The organism is Legionella navarrensis, from assembly GCF_052527415.1.
In genome coordinates this window covers 47,872-65,775 of record NZ_JBNVZR010000014.1, presented here as the reverse complement: position 1 = coordinate 65,775, position 17,904 = coordinate 47,872, and the positions used below count along the sequence as shown (strand labels likewise).

Below are 17,904 nucleotides of genomic sequence, written 5' to 3'. Positions count from 1 at the left end.
TTGTCCAGTAGAGAGCAGTTTCAGTTATTGTCTGCAATCTGCTTGTGACGGGCCGAACGATGCCGGGCCTGCTTTTCGACATCGATATAACGATCCGTCGTAGCGCTGGAGCTGTGGCCGGCGTCGTCACGGACATGTTCCCGCGGACGTATGCGTACGTCTTCTGAAATTCCGGTATGCCGCAGCCAGTGCACGGTAGCTGCACCCAGATTGTCAGCTTCTTCCATCTGGTTTTTCTGGCGCAGCAGTTCAGCGGCCCTGTCAAAACACTGCTGTACCAGACGACGCAGAGGGGCTGTGTCGCTCATGGGACCGGTACCGCGTATTCGAGGAATCAAGGGTGAGTTATCTGCGGGCGAAGGCAGGGCGGTGAGGCCCAGAAACAGACGCCAGCGGCTGAGGCTGCTCAGCATCTCATCGCTGACGGCAACCTGACGTTCTTTGTTGCCCTTGCCCACGGTCGTGAACCACCAGCAGCCGTTGCTGTCTTTGGCGAAATCGTTCATGGTAGGAATCCAGCGATCGCTGGCTGCGAGCTCGGATATCCGCAGGTACATGCCAAACAGCAGACTGAGTATAAAGCGGGTGCGTTCATGCATCTCGGGATTCTCATCGGCCATAGCCTCTGCTGCATCCAAAACAGCATACCACTGCAACATGCTGAGACGCCGAACCGGCGCGCTTTGCTGACGCTTGCGCACAAACTTGCTTTTCTGACGAATCAGAGCGACCGGGTTTGACGCCATATACTCTTCTGCAATTAAAAAATTAAAATAGGTACTGAGAATGGCGAATATTTCCTGGATGGCCCCCTGAGACAGGCTGAACTGATCCATGTCAGGGAGCGCCCCCTGTTTTCTTGCCAGCTTGCTGACTGTCACCACGAAGGGCCGCCAGTCCGGGTTTGGCTGGCGCAATCCGTCTTTTTCAATAAACCGGCTCACTTTTTTCGTACCTATCCAGGCCTGCGGCGGGTTCTGACAAAAGCGGATAAACTGCTCTATATCGTCTCGCCTGAGAGCCTTCACGCTGATTTTACGGATATGCCAGCACCACTGTAACAGGCGCTCAGCCTCACGCCGGTAGCTGTTAAAGGTGCCCTGACTGCCGCAATAGCTTTTTAAAAACTCCAGACTGTAGCGAAAATCAGACTGCTGTTCCGGCGACTCCAGCACAACGTTTTCATGGTTTTTCGATAAATTGCTGAGGTTGTCGAACAGGGGCAGCAGACGCGGCTTCATAAACTTATTCAGGTTGTTTGTCGTGGCATTTATGCTAGCCTGGTTTAGGTAAAAGCGATACTGCTGTAAAAACAGTAATAAATATTGCAATCAGGTTATTGACCTTAGGGGTCGCTCAATGTATTATTTGCGCTCTGTCCAGTGACAGGGTATTCGGGGTGTAGCGCAGTCTGGTAGCGCGCCTGCTTTGGGAGCAGGATGTCGGGAGTTCGAATCTCTCCACCCCGACCATTTTTTGCGCCCGTAGCTCATTTGGATAGAGCATCGGCCTTCTAAGCCGAGGGTAGCAGGTTCGAGTCCTGCCGGGCGTACCAGCCTATGTGCAGAGTTCAGACAAGTAAAAATAATTATGGTGAGCGTAGCTCAGTTGGTAGAGCCCCGGGTTGTGATCCCGGTTGTCGTGGGTTCGAGTCCCATCGTTCACCCCATGTATGGTATACTCTTCTTAAGTTTCCGATTCAATCAAACCCTTTACAAAACCGACATACTGTTTGATAATCCCACCCTGTTTGCGAAAGTGGCGAAATTGGTAGACGCGCTGGATTTAGGTTCCAGTAGGGCAACCTGTGAGAGTTCGAGTCTCTCCTTTCGCACCATTAATTTTTTTTAAACCCAATATCTCATGAGGTGAGTAGATGCAAGTTTCTGTTGAGACCTTGAAAGGTCTGGAACGTAAAGTGACGGTTTCAGTACCATCCAATAAAGTTGAGGAAGAAGTGGGACTGCGCTTGAAAAATCTTGCTCGAAAGGTAAAAGTTGCCGGTTTCAGACCTGGCAAGGTACCCATGAACATTGTAACCAGTCGTTTTTCTGACAGCGTTCGTGAAGAAGTGGCCAGAGACATGGTTCAGTCAACCCTGTTTGAAGCCCTCCAGGAACAAAAACTGACACCGGCAGGCATGCCATCTGTTGAGCCTGAGCAGGTTGAGTCCGGTAAGGATTTTCGCTACACAGCTGTATTTGAAGTCTTCCCCGAGTTCACTATTGTTGAAATGAACGATGCGCCTCTGTCGCTGATTCGATCCGAAGTAAAAGACAGCGATGTCGATGCCATGATCACTAAACTGCGCGAGCAAAACAAAGAGTGGAACGAAGTCTCCCGCGCGGCAGCCAAAGACGACAGAGTTACCATTGACTTTAAAGGATTCCTCGGTGAAGAGGCCTTTGCTGGCGGCGAAGCTCAGAACTATGAAATTGTGATTGGATCCGGTTCCATGATCCCCGGTTTCGAAGACGGCCTGGTTGGCGGAGAAGTTGACAAGCCATTTGAAATCACCGTTAAATTCCCTGACGATTACAACCACAGCGAACTGGCAGGTAAAGAGGCCAGGTTCCAGATTACGGTCAAGAAAGTAATGGAAGGCAAACTGCCGGAACTGGATGATGCGTTTGCTGAAAAATTCAATATCATGGAAGGCGGAGTCGAAGCACTGAAAAAAGACATCCGTGACAACATGACACGCGAACTGGAGCGCCGCGTCAGCTCCACCAATCGCGAGCGGATTTTCGATAAGTCTATGGAACTGAACGTCTTTGACGTACCTGTGGCTCTGATCGACAAGGAAATTGAACATTTGAAGCATGACATGTACCATCGTATCTTTGGCCATGAGCATCATGACAACGAAAAAATTCCTGATTTCCCACGTGAATTGTTTGAAGAGCAGGCAAGACGCCGTGTTCATCTCGGCCTGCTGTTCTCTGAATACATCAAGTTTCATAAGCTGAGCGCCGACAAGGAACGCGTAGATGCCATGATTGAGAAATACGCCAGTGCCTACGAAGATCCTGAAGAGCTGCGTGCCTGGTACCGCGGCAACAAAGAGCGTCTGGCTGAAATCGAAGCTTTGGTGATGGAAGAAGTTGTTGCTGAAAAAATGAGTGAAAATGCTAAAATCACCGAGAAGAAAACAAGCTACGAAGATGTAATGAACCCTAAAAAGGACCAAAAGGAAAAAGGAGAGTAAGCGCAATGGATTCTTCAACGAACCTGATAAGAAACGCCAGTGGCCTGGTGCCCATGGTAATTGAGCAAACGTCCCGTGGCGAACGCTCGTATGACATTTATTCCAGACTGCTGAAAGAACGAATTATTTTTCTTTTGGGTGAAGTGGAAGATCACATGGCCAATCTCGTGGTGGCTCAGCTCCTGTTTCTGGAGTCAGAGAACCCCGAGAAAGATATTTCTCTGTATATTAACTCGCCTGGCGGTGTTGTAACGGCTGGTCTCGCTATTTACGATACCATGCAGTTTATCAAGCCTGACGTCAGCACGCTGTGCATCGGTCAGGCCGCCAGTGCGGCCGCCTTGCTGTTATGCGCTGGCGCGGATGGCAAACGCTTCTGTCTTCCCAATGCCCGGGTGATGATTCACCAGCCCCTGGGTGGATATCGCGGACAGGCTACAGATATCGAAATTCATGCCCGCGAAACACTGGCAGTGCGCTCGCGTCTGAACAGCATTATGGGGCATCATTGCCGCAAAACACCTGAACAAATCATGCTGGACACCGAACGCGATAACTTTATGAGTGCCAATCAGGCTCTGGAATATGGCCTGATTGACAAAGTGCTCCACGATCGTGATTCTCTGGCCGTTTCAGGCGTTTAATCGGTTGTTGTCTTTATACCGAAGGTACTAATGTCCCGCGCGGTATTTTTAAATAACACCAGGCATGAATGAAATGTCTGGTGTTATCGTTTTCTATTGTTTAAAATTTACTTAATATCCAGGCAGTGAAGAGGGGTTTTATAAATGGCCAAATCCGGAAAAGGCGGCAGCGATAAAGTTTTGTATTGTTCATTTTGTGGAAAAAGTCAGAATGAAGTTAAAAAACTGATAGCAGGCCCCTCAGTATTCGTTTGCGATGAATGTGTTGAGCTGTGCAATGACATCATCCGCGAAGAGGCACATGATATTGTCGAAGGCAACGAAACCAGTCTGCCCACCCCACGCGAAATAGCGACATTTCTTGACGAATACGTCATAGGTCAGCCACACGCTAAAAAAGTTCTGTCGGTAGCGGTGTACAACCACTACAAGCGCTTAAAGCACAAAACAGAAGACGGCGTTGAGCTGGGTAAAAGTAATATTCTCCTGATCGGCCCGACCGGCAGCGGTAAGACCCTGCTGGCCCAGACTCTGGCCCGTCTGCTCAACGTACCCTTTACCATGGCTGATGCCACCACGCTGACCGAAGCCGGTTACGTAGGTGAGGACGTTGAAAACATCATTCAGAAGCTCTTGCAAAAATGCGATTACGACGTTGAAAAAGCCCAGCAGGGCATTGTGTACATTGACGAAATTGACAAAATCTCCCGTAAATCGGATAACCCATCGATCACGCGCGACGTATCGGGTGAAGGCGTACAGCAGGCCCTCCTGAAGCTGATTGAAGGCACGGTTGCGTCGGTACCACCTCAGGGTGGCAGAAAACATCCGCAACAGGAGTTTCTGCAGGTCGATACCTCGAACATTCTGTTTATCTGCGGTGGTGCGTTTGCCGGTCTGGATAAGGTCATCCGCGGACGCAGCGACAAATCAGGCATTGGTTTTTCAGCACAGCTTAAAAACGAGAAAAGCAGCAGGGAAAACGAACGCATTCTTGATTCTCTGGAATCAGAAGACCTGGTTAAATACGGTTTAATCCCCGAGTTTGTCGGGCGCTTACCGGTTGTCGCCACCCTGAATGAATTAGACGAGGACGCGCTGGTAGAAATATTGACTGGCCCCAAAAATGCACTGACCAAGCAATTCCACGCACTGTTTAAAATGGAAGACGTCGAGCTGGAATTTAAGCCAGAGGCATTGCGTCAGATTGCTAAAAAAGCCCTCGAACGAAAAATAGGTGCACGGGGTTTACGTGCCATACTTGAAAATATACTTTTAGACACCATGTATGACTTACCTTCTCTTGAAGGCGTAAACAAAGTTGTTGTCGATGAAACCGTTATAACTCAGTCGGGCAAGCCTGTTCTTGTTTATGAAGGCGGAGACGACAAGCAATCGGCTGTTGGCGAATAATCTTTACCTCCTTCAAGGCCATGGCCTTGAAGGAGGTAGCATGTCCAGATGTATTTGGGAATGTCGTTTGAATAAGGACTCATTATGTCTAGCAAAAATGTACCGGCAGTGCCTGAGAGCAATATCAGCTCCGCTTTACCCGTCTTGCCTCTTCGCGATGTCGTAGTTTACCCTCATATGGTTATCCCTTTGTTTGTCGGGCGGGAAAAGTCCATTCGTGCCCTTGAAGCCGCTATGGTCGACAACAAGCAGATATTACTGGTTGCCCAGAAGAAATCATCTAACGATGACCCCGGCACCAGCGATATGTACACGATTGGTACAGTATCCAGCGTATTACAGCTTCTCAAACTGCCTGACGGAACAGTTAAGGTTCTGGTAGAAGGCGAGTCTCGTGCAAAAGTTACTACCTACACTCAGGATAAGGGCTATCTGGAGGCGACAATAGAGGCCATCCCGGACGCAGGCAATACAGCGCAGGAGCAGGAAATTGACATCATGATGCGGTCTCTGATGTCTCAGTTTGAGCAATACATAAAGCTCAATAAAAAAATCCCGCCGGAAGTACTGAGTTCCCTTGCCGGAATAGAAGAAGCCGGTCGGCTGGCTGATTCCATTGCAGCACATCTGAGTATCAAGGTTGAAGACAAACAGGAACTGCTCGAGCTCACAGATATTGCAAGTCGTCTAGAGCGCCTGATGGCCACCATTGAAGTAGAAATCGATCTGCTTCAGGTTGAAAAGCGCGTGCGCGGTCGGGTCAAGCGTCAAATGGAAAAAAGCCAGCGCGAGTATTATCTGAACGAACAAATGAAAGCGATTCAGAAAGAGCTGGGCGAAATCAGCGAGGAAGGCAGCGAAATCGAGCAGCTGGAAAGTTCGATTAACAAAGCCGGTATGCCTAAAGAAGCAAAAAGCAAGGCTCTTGCCGAACTGCAAAAATTAAAAATGATGTCTCCAATGTCAGCCGAAGCCACGGTAATTCGTAATTATCTTGACTGGATGCTCAGCGTCCCCTGGAAGAAAAAATCCAAAATTCAGTTTGACTTGTCAAAAGCCGAAAAGCTGCTGGATAAAGAACACTATGGTCTTGAAAAAGTAAAAGAACGGATTATTGAGTATCTGGCTGTTCAAAAACGTGTGAAACGTCTGAAAGGGCCTATTATCTGCCTGGTTGGACCGCCTGGCGTTGGTAAAACATCTCTGGGGCAGTCCATTGCCAATGCCACCGGTCGTACCTTCATACGAATCGCATTGGGCGGCGTACGTGATGAGGCCGAAATCCGTGGCCACAGACGTACCTATATTGGTTCCATGCCAGGGAAGATTATACAGAAGCTATGCAAGGCAGGCGTCAAAAACCCGCTGATCATGCTGGATGAAGTCGATAAAATGGCCATGGATTTTCGTGGTGATCCGGCTTCCGCTCTTCTTGAGGTGCTCGATCCTGAACAGAACCATACCTTCAGCGATCACTACCTGGAAGTTGATTATGACTTAAGCGATGTCATGTTTATCGCAACGGCCAACTCGCTGGAAATCCCGGCACCCCTGCTGGACCGGATGGAAATCATTCGGCTGCCTGGGTATACCGAAGATGAAAAGGTAAATATTGCAACCACCTACCTCGTTCCCAAGCAGGTTCAGTTAAATGGCCTGCAGCCTGGCGAAATTAACATAAGCGAAAGCGCAATACATGAAATCATACGGCATTATACCCGCGAAGCAGGCGTGCGAAACCTTGAGCGCGACATAGCCAGCGTGTGCCGCAAGGTGGTTAAAGAGATATTGAGCAGTAAAAAAACGAATAAGTGCGTTATCACCAAGGGTAATATCGAGAAGTATCTCGGCGTGAAAAAGTTCCGTTACGGACTGGCTGAAGAGTTTGATCAGGTAGGGCAGGTAACTGGACTCGCATGGACAAGTGTGGGTGGTGAACTGCTGACCATTGAAGCCTCTATGATGCCCGGTAAGGGAAAAACCACGCATACAGGGCAGTTAGGTGAAGTGATGCAGGAGTCCATTCAGGCCGCAATGACCGTGGTACGCAGTCGCGCCAAAAGCTTCAACCTGCCCGAGGACTTTTACGACACCAGGGATTTCCATATTCACGTTCCTGAGGGCGCGACACCTAAAGACGGCCCCAGCGCGGGTATTGGCATGTGCACGGCCCTGGTATCCGTACTGACGCAGATACCGGTAAAGGCGGACGTAGCCATGACAGGGGAAATTACGCTGCGAGGTCAGGTGTTGCCCATTGGTGGTTTGAAAGAAAAACTGCTGGCGGCACACCGTGGTGGCATCAAGCACGTTATTATTCCTGAAGAGAACCGTAAGGACCTTGACGAAATACCAGATAACATCCTTCGAAAGCTGAAAATTCACCCCGTGAAAACAGTAGAAGAGGTGCTGGCTATAGCTTTACAACGCAATCCAGTTGTAAATCCAGCCAATTTGGATTCAGATAGCACTACGGATATAAAAAGTTCGAAAAAAATTGAAAATAATGATTTACACGCACATTAATAAGGGGTATATTTCACAGCGTTGCCCAGCACTGCTGGGTAATTCAAGGAAGTGAGCGGAAACCGAAGTTAGCTTTTTAACTTCACTTAAAGGAATAATAACTCGACAGGGGTGAAGATGAATAAAGGTGAATTGGTAGATAAAGCTGCAAACCTGGCAGGAACTACAAAAGTAGAAACTGCACGTGTTCTTCAGGCGTTTACTGATGTTATTACCGAAGCTTTGAAAAATGGTGACCAGATTGTAATACCAAATTTTGGAACCTTTTCTGTAGTTAATCGCGCTGCTCGCGATGGTCGTAACCCACAGACTGGTGAGACCTTGAAGATTAAGGCGTCGAAAGCTGCCAAGTTTAAAGCAGGGAAGTCGCTGAAAGAAGCAGTACAGGAAGCGTAGTTATTCGGGTGCTTAGCTCAGCTGGGAGAGCATCGCCCTTACAAGGCGAGGGTCGCAGGTTCGATCCCTGCAGCACCCACCATGAATTGGAGTGGTAGTTCAGTTGGTTAGAATACCGGCCTGTCACGCCGGGGGTCGCGGGTTCGAGCCCCGTCCACTCCGCCATATTAACGCGCCGTACGGCGCGTTTTTTTTATCTTGCGCGCAATTTATATACTATATGGAACTCCGATCATGTTGCAGAAGCTAAACGAACGCATACAAGGTGTAGTTGCTTGGGTAGTCATTGTTCTGATAGCACTGACATTCACGTTGTTCGGAGTTGATTACTATATGCAATCGCATCAATCATCGGATGCGGAAGTCACCGTCAATGGTCAGGCAATCAGCAAGCAACAGTTTGAAATCAGTTATCGAAGAAATCGCCAGCAAAGAGATCCCTCCCAGTTAACCGCTGCCAGCGAAATTGCCCTTAAAAAACAGGTTCTGGATGACATGGTCTCCAACCTGATTTCCGTTCAGGGTGCCCGTGCCGGTGGATTTGAAGTAAACGCCGAACAGGCCAACGCCGCCATTCTGGCTATTCCCCAGTTTCAGCAGGACGGTCGTTTCTCAACAGAACGCTACCAGCAGGCTTTAAATGGGGCCATGTTTACGCCAGAAACATTTCAGAATGAAGTGCGTCAGGGTATGTTGCTGAATCAACAGCGTTTTGCGTTTATCGGCAGTTCATTTGCTCTGCCTGCTGAGATCCGGCGTTTTGTGAAGCTTTACATGCAGACACGCGATTACGATTACATGCAGATTCCTACCTCTCTGTTCCTTAATAAAAATGATGTTACGATGGCTCAGGTTGAAGAGTACTATAAAACACACAGACAGGAGTTTCTGTCACCAGAGAAGGTCAGCGTAGATTATATTCGTCTGTCCATGCAGCACATACGCGATGGTTTGAAAATCAAAGACGAAGATATTCAACGCTACTACGACGATAATCAGACCAGCTTCCGTACACCCGCTCAATGGAAAGTCGCTCACATTCTTCTTGCCATGCCTAAAGACGCCGACGAGGATACTCGAAATCAGCTGAAACAAAATGCTGATGAGGCTTACCAGGCCCTGCAAAACAATCCGGCGCAATTTTCAGAACTGGTCAAAAACATGTCCTCGGACAAATTGTCGATAGACAATGAAGGAACCCTGCCCTGGATCGCCGCTGGACAAACCGAATTTGATAAGGCTCTGTCGACGTTGACCCTCCCTGGTCAGATATCTGAGCCTCTGCTCACATCAAATGGTTATGAGATCTTTAAGCTGATCGCTTACAAGCCCGCCAAACTTAAACCACTGGCCGATGTCAAAACACAGATTTCCGATCAGCTGGCTGGTGAAATGGCTCAGGCAGAATATGCGAGGATTCTCGAACAACTGACCGATTTAACCTACCAGACACCGGATACTCTACAGCCGGCTGCCGACGAGTTGAAATTACCAATAGAACAGTCCGAGCCATTTTCGCGTGCGGGTGGTAATACAGAAATTACCAAGAACAAGCAGATAATAAACACAGCCTTCAGCCACGATGTGATGGAGTTGAGTAATAACAGCGAACCCGTACAACTGGATAACGACAGCGTTATCGTGCTGCGTGTTAACAAGCATATTCCAGCATCCAATAAACCCTTGTCGGAAGTAAAGGATCTGATTACGGATAAGCTTGCCTTGCAGCAGGCCGAAATGAAGGCTCAGGCTTTGGGTAAGACTCTGCTTGGCGATAGTAATACGGAAAAAGCGATGGCCACTGCCGGCGTGGATGAAAAGGAGCTGGTCTGGAAAAAGGTTGATGATGCAACCCGCGATTCTGATAAGACAGATGCCATGATCAATGATCTTGCCTTCAGCATTGCTCGTCCTGAGAGCAAGGACGGCAGGGGACTTGTTAATGGTGATTATGTGATTGTGCGATTGAAAAAAATCAATAATGGTCGTTACAAGTCGCTGGACAATGAGCAACGCGCCAGCATTGCTCAACAGATCGAAGCCAGTTATGGTCTGATGGATTATGATCTGTACATCAATAATCTGGTTAAAACGGCAAAAATTGTCAAAAATTGAATGTCATTTTATATAATTTGCCCTTCCCCGATATTATTGTCTTCCCCGCGCAGGCGGGGAACTATGGTCAAATCGTAACTACCCAGGTACGTCATCCAGAGCGTAGCGAAGGATCTCAAATTGTTTAGCATGGAGCTAAAATCAGGAGATCCTTCACTACGTTCAGGATGACGTGGGTTCATTAGGTTGAATGAAAGAACAAATTTATCCACAACCTGAGCAGTTACGTCAAATCAGGCTCGGGGTCAGTTCCAGGATAGATTCCCGCCTGCGCAGGTATGACAGCCTGGAGTTTTTGTCCAATACAGAGAAGACTCTTATCCAAAGCCATCCATTTTGTCTTAATTATCAGCATTATTTAAGTGACGCTACCCTTCTAATTCATTATAATCAGCGGCGTTTTCATGTTTCCTGGAGTATTTACCATGCCGAAAAGAACGGCTTCGCTCAACAAAATGACAGACAATCAACTGGCCCAATTGTATTTGGGGCTGGCACGTGACTACACGGAGTTGTCCGCTCAGGGACTGGATGCCACTCAGATTTATAATGCGCTTTATAACCGGCTTTATCATTCGCTGCATAACCCTGCCAGCAGTCTTTGTGGTTTAAGCGAGCACGAACAGTTGAAGGCCAAAAAAGTGCTGGATACTTTTTTTAATGCCTGTCCCGCGTATCAAGGCCTGGAAACTGAACGGCGCATCATGTTTTATCAGCAGCCCCAGCTCGTGACCATTTATCACCGTGATGACTGTGTTGCTCATCATGATTACTGTCACGATGCCGATGGCTTATTCACATGGATGATGCTCAGCTCCATGATGCCAGCTCATGGTCATCAGCACGGTCATCACTCCGAGAATAATAAAGCCCTGAAATATTTCTTTGCCATCCTGTTCATCGGCTTTATCGCTCTTTCAGCCCTGATTGCGTTTTACTACATGCTCAGCACCTTTTTGAACAGCGTAGAACGTTTTGTTTACGATGAAGGCTGGTTTAGAGCCGGTCTTAATATTGCGGGCATTCTCGCCGGTGCCGCTGCGGGATCCTGTATTGGTATTTATCTGGCCGCTATTCCTCTGATATTCCTCGGTATTGGGCTTGGATTGTCAAATCCAGTGGGCCTCGCTATTGGTGGTGCGGTGTGCCTGGCTGTGATTGGAGCGGCTTTAACCTGTGCCTTTACTAACTGGGTCTATCCTGATGACAAAAACGCTCTCGATCCAAAAGATGCGCACCGGTTTGCCGTTACGGATGCCGAAGCGGAGCATATGATGGACAATGGCATTGATCCAATAAAGGTTAAATGCGCTATCACTGCCTTGCGTCAGCAAATGGGTAAAAATGAAGTACCATCTCTCCTGAACAGGCTGTTTACCCAACGTGGTGGTGAAAAACAAAAGCTTTTACAGCAGGTCAGGCAATTGAGACGCGGTGAATTGAGTGAGATTGATGTGAACGGTCTGCATTTTGATCTGGAGTCACCGGAATACGCCAGCAGGGAGCTGGACGAAGATTTCAGCCTGACGGCCACGACAAGGCTGCCTGGCTGAGGAAAGCCGTTGTTGAAGCAGGGTGGGCAACGTAGCGATAGCGGCGTGCCCACCCATGCGATTCACTCTTAATCAGGAGACTGTTCGGGTGAACACCAGCAGGGACCAATCGTCCTGATCCATGCGCGTCTGGAGAGCAAAACAGCCTTCGTAGGCCGCTATCAGGCTGTCTGCCTGCTCACGCAGGATACCAGAGCAAACCAGCAATCCATTTTCCTTGATCAAGCCAGAAAACGAATCACGCAGGGCAATCAGCGGTGTGAGCAGAATATTGGCAACCATGATATCTGCGTTGCCCTTAAGATTTGATGGGTAATCAATGTTCAGGTGCTGGTCGTTGATACCGTTTGCCAGGGCATTGTTCTGTGTTGCCTGCAAGGCCTGTGGATCAATATCGACAGCAAAGACCTTATCGGCACCCAGTTTCAGGGCGGCAAGTGCCAGAATTCCGGATCCGCAGCCGTAATCAATCAGGGATTTGCCTTGAAGATCCGCCTGATCCAGCCATTGCAGACACAGACTGGTCGTTGGGTGTGTGCCGGTACCAAACGCAAGGCCTGGATCAAGAATCAGATTGACCGCATCAGGATCCGGTGGGGTTGACCATGATGGGCAAACCCACAGACGCTTACCAAACTTCTGTGGCTTAAAATTATCCATCCACGCTCGTTCCCAGTTCTGATCCTCCAGTATTTCGAGTCTGAATGTCCAGTTTGGGTGACGGGTGCTGAGCGTAGCCCGGCTCAGGCTGGCAAGCTCTTCGTCGGTATACAGTGCTGTAACAACAACCTCTGGCCAGAGGGGCATGGTGCCCAGCTCCGGCTCCAGAATGGCGTCATCGTTTCTGTCGGTCAGTGTCACCGAAACGGCACCGCTTTCTTCCAGCTCATCGCTGGCCATATCGGCTTCAGCGCGTGGACAATGCTCTATAGTCAGCTGATACCACATTACGCTTGTTCCTTGAGAAGTTTTTCCAGGTAATGGATATTGGTGCCACCCTGCTGGAAATGCTCGTCACGAACCAGTCGTTGATGCAGCTCAATATTGGTTTTAATGCCGTCAATAATGATTTCATCCAGGGCATTGCGCATACGGCCAAAGGCCTCTTCACGCGTAGCGCCATAGCTAATCAGCTTGCCTATCATGGAATCGTAATTAGGTGGAACCGTATAGCTGCTATAGATATGCGAGTCAAAACGAACGCCGGGGCCGCCGGGTTGATGCAGCAGACGAATGGTGCCAGGCGAAGGCATAAACGTCCGTGGATCTTCGGCATTAATACGACATTCCAGCGCATGTCCTCGCAGAACAATGTCTTCCTGCTTCAGGGTGAAGGGCAGACCACTGGCAATTTTGATTTGTTCCTTGATCAGGTCGATTCCGCTGATCATTTCGGTAACCGGGTGTTCAACCTGAATCCGGGTATTCATTTCAATAAAATAAAAACAGCCATCCTGATAAAGGAATTCAAAGGTGCCAGCACCACGATATTTCAGGTCACAGCAGGCCTTGATAACACGCGCGCCGATCTCACTGCGTAATTCTGGCGTGATGCCGGGAGCCGGTGCTTCTTCAATGACTTTTTGATGACGGCGCTGCATTGAGCAGTCACGCTCACCCAGATGAATGGCCTGGCCATGGCCGTCGCCAAGAACCTGGAATTCGATGTGTCGTGGGTTTTCAAGGAATTTTTCCATGTACACAATGGGATTATTGAAAGCAGCCTTCGCTTCCGAGCGCGTCAGGGCAATAGCGCTCAAGAGGTTCGATTCGGTCTGAACCACTCGCATGCCTCGGCCACCACCACCGCCGGCTGCCTTGATAATAACCGGATAACCGATCTTACGTCCCAGTTCAAGGTTAAGCTCATCATCATCCGACAGGGGGCCATCCGAACCGGGCACGCAGGGCACGCCGGCCTGTTTCATGGCCGCAATCGCCGAAACCTTATCGCCCATCATACGGATGGTGTCACCTCTGGGGCCGATAAAGGTAAAGCCGCTTTGTTCAACAATGTCGGCAAAATCGGCATTTTCAGACAGAAAGCCATAACCGGGGTGAATACCAACGGCGTCGGTGATTTCAGCCGCCGAAATGATGGCGGGAATGTTCAGATAGCTTTTTTGTGAACTGGCAGGGCCTATACAGACCGTTTCATCGGCCAGTCGCACGTGCAGCAGGTCTTTATCCACATCGGAATGAACCGCAACCGTTTGAATACCCATCTCTTTGCAGGCACGCAAAATGCGCAGGGCTATTTCGCCGCGGTTGGCAATAACAATTTTATTGAGCATGGGGACGCCTCTTATTCAATGATAAACAGGGTTTGATCATACTCAACCGGATCGCCATTATTAACCAGTATTGCAACCACTTTACCGGCTTTATCGGCTTCGATTTCATTGAACATTTTCATGGCCTCAATGATGCAGAGGGTATCGCCTGCCTTGACCATTTGACCCACGCTGACAAATACAGGAGCTTCTGGCGATGGGCTGGTGTACAGGGTTCCAACCATGGGCGAGCGGATTTTATGACCAGCAGGAACGCTTTCGCCTTTTTGAGCGCTTTCCACGGGTGCCGTTACAGCCGGTGCCTGAGGAGCAGCGACGGGCGCCGGTATTGGCTGAGCGGCCGCCTGAGGCAGGTAGCGTATCGGCTGAGGTGTTTCCGCTGGATAACTGTGGCGGCTCAGGCGAACAGATTCTTCCCCTTCCTTGATTTCAATTTCAGAGATACCGGTTTCTTCCAGCAGCTCGATCAGTTTTTTGATTTTACGAATATCCATTACTATGAACTCTCTTGATGGTTATGTCATTTCAGGAACAGTCAGAAGGCTTAACCTGCCTGACTGAACCCATCCAAAATAGCCTGCAATGCCAGCTGATACCCCTTGACACCAAACCCTGATATGACGCCCTCTGCCAGCTCTGACATATAGGAATGATGACGAAAGGTTTCGCGTGCGTAAATGTTGGAAATATGTACTTCAACGAACGGGATATGGCTTGCAGCCAGTGCATCCCGAATGGCAATACTGGTGTGAGTAAAGGCGGCCGGGTTGATGATGATATAGTCCGTATTGGCGGTCATGGCCTGCTGTATGGCGTCGATGAGTACGCTTTCGCTGTTGCTTTGAAGCGTACTTAGTTCACAGCCAGCCGCGCGTGCCTGATTCAACAGAGCCGCATTCAGCTCCGCGAGCGTGGCTGAACCATATATGGTGGGCTCCCGTGTTCCCAGTAGATTGAGATTGGGGCCATGCAGTACCAGAATTTTTTTCATATCTGCTGAGTATAGACAAAGATCCGGCGATTTTGCCTGATCTTTGCAAAAATGTCTATAATCCCGATGATATCGGCAAGATGTCAGCAAGTTCCATTCAAGATATTGACTGCTTCTCGCGAAAAAAGTGAAGCAATCCCTGCGATGCTCGTTTTTGTGATAAACTATAATCAATTTATAGGTCGTTTTGTGGATATTTGTTATGCCGTATGTAAAGCAGCAGGCCTCAGAGGCTTTTCGTCAACGCGTCGAAAAGACCCTGCCTGGCGTTCTACAGCTTGATTTGAACAGCTCGCAGTGGCAGGAGCTGCAGGAACATTGTCTTCGTTCTCGCAAAAAGCGCTTAACTGCGCCCATGTTGCTCAGAACCCTGGCATTGGTTCTTGATATGAGTGAGGTGTCAATGGCAAGGATGTTAAGTCATCTTTCACCCAGACAGCACGCAGCACCTCAGACGTATCACGCGCTCAGAAGACGCTATACCCGTTATAGTCGATCCGCTGACACGACAGAAAACAGACTCCTGTTATCCGATGCAGAGACCGGCTCACTTCCGCGTACGCCTCTGAAAGATCTGAATGTACGGGTTGTTGAGCATCTGTTGCCGGCCACCCCGGATGCCGCTCATCGTAAGCTCTTTAAAACACCGGGCAAAAAAACACGGGTTTATCCTTTCTTCACTAACCGCTCTGCTGTGGTGTATAAACCTGTGACACCAGAAAAAGAGGCGTTTAAACAGGTTCGCGGTGAAGAGCATCTCCGTGACAGGAAGCCCATTGCGTTCAGTATTCCGAAGGCGGTACCCATCCAGTATACCTGCACCCTGCAAAAGCTGATTGAGCAGGCAGGCAGGCCGCGCCGCACAGGCCAGAATCAGCTGGTCGGGGGCAGCTGTAAAGTGGCGTTTCAATATTGCGCTGAAGATGGTACAAAGGTGGTTGATGAAGGAAATCAGTACCACTGGTCTCACCTGATTGCCCGCTTTCTCGGCGGGGCCGACAGTGTTGAAAATCTCATCCCGGGAACCGCCGCTTCAAACTATGAAACACTCGGTAGAATAGAGCGTTTTATCGCACAGAAGCTGATGGATGGTCTTACAGAGGTGGTTCATGTTACGGTCACACCCTTATATCAGGACAATGCCTTCATAGCCGACGAGCTGACGTACACGTTAAAATGGAAGGAAAAAAATACCGTGGGTGAATGTATGGAACGATGTGAAACGCATGCCATACGCCCGCGCTCTTATCAACGCATCACGCGTCTCGAAGAAAAGATGCTCGAACATATGCGCCAAATCGATAGCGCAGCCTCGTCTGGCGATGAGCCGGACGACGAAAACATCCCACCGTCTTTGCGCTTTCCATGATCTCTTAATGTTTACTTAATAGTCAGGTGTTACGCTATGCAAGTGGTCAGTCTGACTGTTTGTTTAATTTAACCTCTGGAGAAAGCTATGTCAGCTACAGATAAATTATCTTCGTATTACGGTACTCTGTTTAACAAGACGGCTAAATTTGCGATATCTCCCTATACGTCACTTTTTATGCGTATTGCCAACAAGGATAAAGGGGATATGTACGCAGGATTGTTTTTGGGTTTCGCCGCCTGTGTCGCTTTGACGGTGGTACCTGTGTTGCCCGTTTGTACGGCCCTCACCTGTGCCCTGTCCCTGGGTGCCGCAGTCCTGGCAGCCGCTTCAGCACTCCTTACCTATCCGGTGGCCCTTGGCATCGATGCTGTTTCAGCGTGCCTGGATAAGGATTCATCAGGTCCAGCCTACAGCGCGTTGTAATCTGTGATGAACGTACCTGTGAATTTATTCACAACGTGAACAGGTGTCCGTCAATTCACGAAGAGGCATTGGCGGGCGTTCTATTTTAAAATTTATCCCTTTACAGATTGTCAGCGATGGTGCTTTTTGAAGATGGGCCAGCAATTGTTGGTAATCGCTGTCTGACAGGGGATGTTTGAATTCCAGCGTTTCAAGCCGGCAGGTTTCGTCAACCAGGAACGCAAATAAACTGTGCACAAACAGTGTGTCCCATTCGTGATTGTGCAGAATTAAATGCTTTAATCCCTTCATATGCGCCAGCTGCCTGGCATTGATATACAAACGTTGCCTGGTCATTGGTCTGGAAAATGATTTGACAAAATCATTGCTTAATTCCAGCGTTTCAATAAACGGATTATGTTTGATGGCATCAAATATCTGGCGCGTGCCAACCGGCTTTTTCTCCCAGAAGAAGGTCTGGACTCGATTTGTATGAATCAAGATCAGTTTTTTGGCGTCTACTCGTGGAAGGCGTTTTAAAATGACCCGCAAATGCCTTTTTGAATAATCCGCAAAGTCCAGCAACCATTCTTCAAGAAATCCCTGTTGCGCGTGTTCTTCATGGCTTGACATGATTCCTTTCTCCTGACTGTCAACAGCCTTAGGCGTTATTTTGTACTATTCAGTCTAGCCTGAGTACTTGTTTCTGTCATGTTGGTCCTGGGCAGGGGTAAAAAATTAATTTTACATTAAAAATCAAGGCGAAACCCCGGTAGTACACACTTGTCGAAAATTCAAGAAAAAATAATGTGAGTCAAGACTGTTTTTTCATTTTATTTTTGTTATGATAACCAACCCGGTAGTCATATATCCGATTTTATCCCCTTGTGGATACTTATTTTTGTCAAGCCGCCTGTTTTCATCCGTATTTATCATCTTATTTATCCCGCCCCTTGCCAGCATTGAGTTTCAGCCTGCCTGATACACTGC

At 48.7% G+C, this 17,904-nt stretch carries 15 protein-coding genes and 6 tRNA genes; 15 read left to right on the top strand and 6 right to left on the bottom strand.

Annotation, left to right across the window (positions count from 1 at the left end):
* Window positions 1-20 precede the first annotated feature (20 nt).
* Window positions 21-1,241, bottom strand: coding sequence for a tyrosine recombinase/integrase XerL (gene xerL, locus ACQUTA_RS09525; RefSeq protein ID WP_444988004.1), 1,221 nt, complete (start codon window positions 1,239-1,241; stop codon window positions 21-23).
* Between the two features lie 154 nt (window positions 1,242-1,395).
* Here xerL and ACQUTA_RS09520 point away from each other — a divergent pair.
* From ACQUTA_RS09520 to ACQUTA_RS09460, 13 genes are all read left to right on the top strand, one after another.
* Window positions 1,396-1,472: transfer RNA gene (locus ACQUTA_RS09520), tRNA-Pro, on the top strand.
* A gap of 6 nt (window positions 1,473-1,478) precedes the next feature.
* Window positions 1,479-1,555: transfer RNA gene (locus ACQUTA_RS09515), tRNA-Arg, on the top strand.
* Window positions 1,556-1,593: 38 nt separating this feature from the next.
* Window positions 1,594-1,669 (top strand) — tRNA-His (locus tag ACQUTA_RS09510).
* A gap of 83 nt (window positions 1,670-1,752) precedes the next feature.
* Window positions 1,753-1,837 (top strand) — tRNA-Leu (locus tag ACQUTA_RS09505).
* A gap of 39 nt (window positions 1,838-1,876) precedes the next feature.
* Window positions 1,877-3,208 carry a trigger factor gene (gene tig / locus ACQUTA_RS09500; RefSeq protein ID WP_444988003.1) on the top strand — a complete coding sequence of 444 codons (1,332 nt, stop codon included), beginning with the start codon at window positions 1,877-1,879 and terminating at the stop codon, window positions 3,206-3,208.
* Between the two features lie 5 nt (window positions 3,209-3,213).
* Window positions 3,214-3,852 (top strand): ATP-dependent Clp endopeptidase proteolytic subunit ClpP, encoded by a 639-nt coding sequence (clpP, locus tag ACQUTA_RS09495; RefSeq protein WP_444988002.1) that lies wholly within the window; start codon window positions 3,214-3,216, stop codon window positions 3,850-3,852.
* A gap of 144 nt (window positions 3,853-3,996) precedes the next feature.
* The gene (gene clpX / locus ACQUTA_RS09490) at window positions 3,997-5,265 is read left to right on the top strand and encodes an ATP-dependent Clp protease ATP-binding subunit ClpX (protein WP_444988001.1); all 1,269 of its coding nucleotides are present in this window, start codon (window positions 3,997-3,999) and stop codon (window positions 5,263-5,265) included.
* Window positions 5,266-5,349: 84 nt separating this feature from the next.
* Window positions 5,350-7,791, top strand: a complete 2,442-nt coding sequence (gene lon, locus ACQUTA_RS09485; protein ID WP_444988000.1) for an endopeptidase La — start codon at window positions 5,350-5,352, stop codon at window positions 7,789-7,791.
* Window positions 7,792-7,908: 117 nt separating this feature from the next.
* Window positions 7,909-8,187, top strand: coding sequence for an HU family DNA-binding protein (locus ACQUTA_RS09480; RefSeq protein ID WP_444987999.1), 279 nt, complete (start codon window positions 7,909-7,911; stop codon window positions 8,185-8,187).
* A 6-nt stretch (window positions 8,188-8,193) separates the two neighbouring features.
* Window positions 8,194-8,269 (top strand) — tRNA-Val (locus ACQUTA_RS09475).
* A 6-nt stretch (window positions 8,270-8,275) separates the two neighbouring features.
* Window positions 8,276-8,352 (top strand) — tRNA-Asp (locus ACQUTA_RS09470).
* Window positions 8,353-8,421: 69 nt separating this feature from the next.
* Entirely contained in the window at window positions 8,422-10,302 is a 1,881-nt protein-coding gene (locus tag ACQUTA_RS09465) for a SurA N-terminal domain-containing protein (RefSeq protein ID WP_444987998.1), read from the top strand.
* Window positions 10,303-10,727: 425 nt separating this feature from the next.
* Window positions 10,728-11,855 carry a hypothetical protein gene (locus ACQUTA_RS09460; protein ID WP_444987997.1) on the top strand — a complete coding sequence of 376 codons (1,128 nt, stop codon included), beginning with the start codon at window positions 10,728-10,730 and terminating at the stop codon, window positions 11,853-11,855.
* Between the two features lie 72 nt (window positions 11,856-11,927).
* Here ACQUTA_RS09460 and prmA read toward each other — a convergent pair whose 3' ends face one another.
* Genes prmA through aroQ form a run of 4 tightly spaced genes read right to left on the bottom strand, consistent with a single transcriptional unit; the run spans window position 11,928 to window position 15,140 of the window.
* On the bottom strand, window positions 11,928-12,803 hold the full coding sequence (gene prmA / locus ACQUTA_RS09455; protein ID WP_444987996.1) for a 50S ribosomal protein L11 methyltransferase: 876 nt from the start codon (window positions 12,801-12,803) through the stop codon (window positions 11,928-11,930).
* Window positions 12,803-14,149, bottom strand: a complete 1,347-nt coding sequence (gene accC / locus ACQUTA_RS09450) for an acetyl-CoA carboxylase biotin carboxylase subunit (RefSeq protein WP_444987995.1) — start codon at window positions 14,147-14,149, stop codon at window positions 12,803-12,805. Before accC ends, prmA begins: the two co-directional genes overlap by 1 nt.
* A gap of 11 nt (window positions 14,150-14,160) precedes the next feature.
* Window positions 14,161-14,643: an acetyl-CoA carboxylase biotin carboxyl carrier protein gene (gene accB, locus ACQUTA_RS09445; RefSeq protein ID WP_444987994.1), complete on the bottom strand. Its 483-nt coding sequence runs from the start codon at window positions 14,641-14,643 to the stop codon at window positions 14,161-14,163.
* A gap of 50 nt (window positions 14,644-14,693) precedes the next feature.
* Window positions 14,694-15,140: a type II 3-dehydroquinate dehydratase gene (gene aroQ, locus ACQUTA_RS09440; protein WP_444987993.1), complete on the bottom strand. Its 447-nt coding sequence runs from the start codon at window positions 15,138-15,140 to the stop codon at window positions 14,694-14,696.
* A gap of 202 nt (window positions 15,141-15,342) precedes the next feature.
* Between aroQ and ACQUTA_RS09435 the strand changes: the two genes are divergently transcribed.
* Both ACQUTA_RS09435 and ACQUTA_RS09430 read left to right on the top strand, forming a co-directional pair.
* A complete protein-coding gene (locus tag ACQUTA_RS09435; RefSeq protein ID WP_444987992.1) occupies window positions 15,343-16,509 on the top strand; it encodes a DNA/RNA non-specific endonuclease in 1,167 nt (388 codons plus the stop codon).
* An 87-nt stretch (window positions 16,510-16,596) separates the two neighbouring features.
* Window positions 16,597-16,935 carry a hypothetical protein gene (locus ACQUTA_RS09430; RefSeq protein ID WP_444987991.1) on the top strand — a complete coding sequence of 113 codons (339 nt, stop codon included), beginning with the start codon at window positions 16,597-16,599 and terminating at the stop codon, window positions 16,933-16,935.
* Between the two features lie 24 nt (window positions 16,936-16,959).
* Here ACQUTA_RS09430 and ACQUTA_RS09425 read toward each other — a convergent pair whose 3' ends face one another.
* Window positions 16,960-17,547 (bottom strand): hypothetical protein, encoded by a 588-nt coding sequence (locus ACQUTA_RS09425; RefSeq protein WP_444987990.1) that lies wholly within the window; start codon window positions 17,545-17,547, stop codon window positions 16,960-16,962.
* Between the last annotated feature and the right edge of the window lie 357 nt (window positions 17,548-17,904).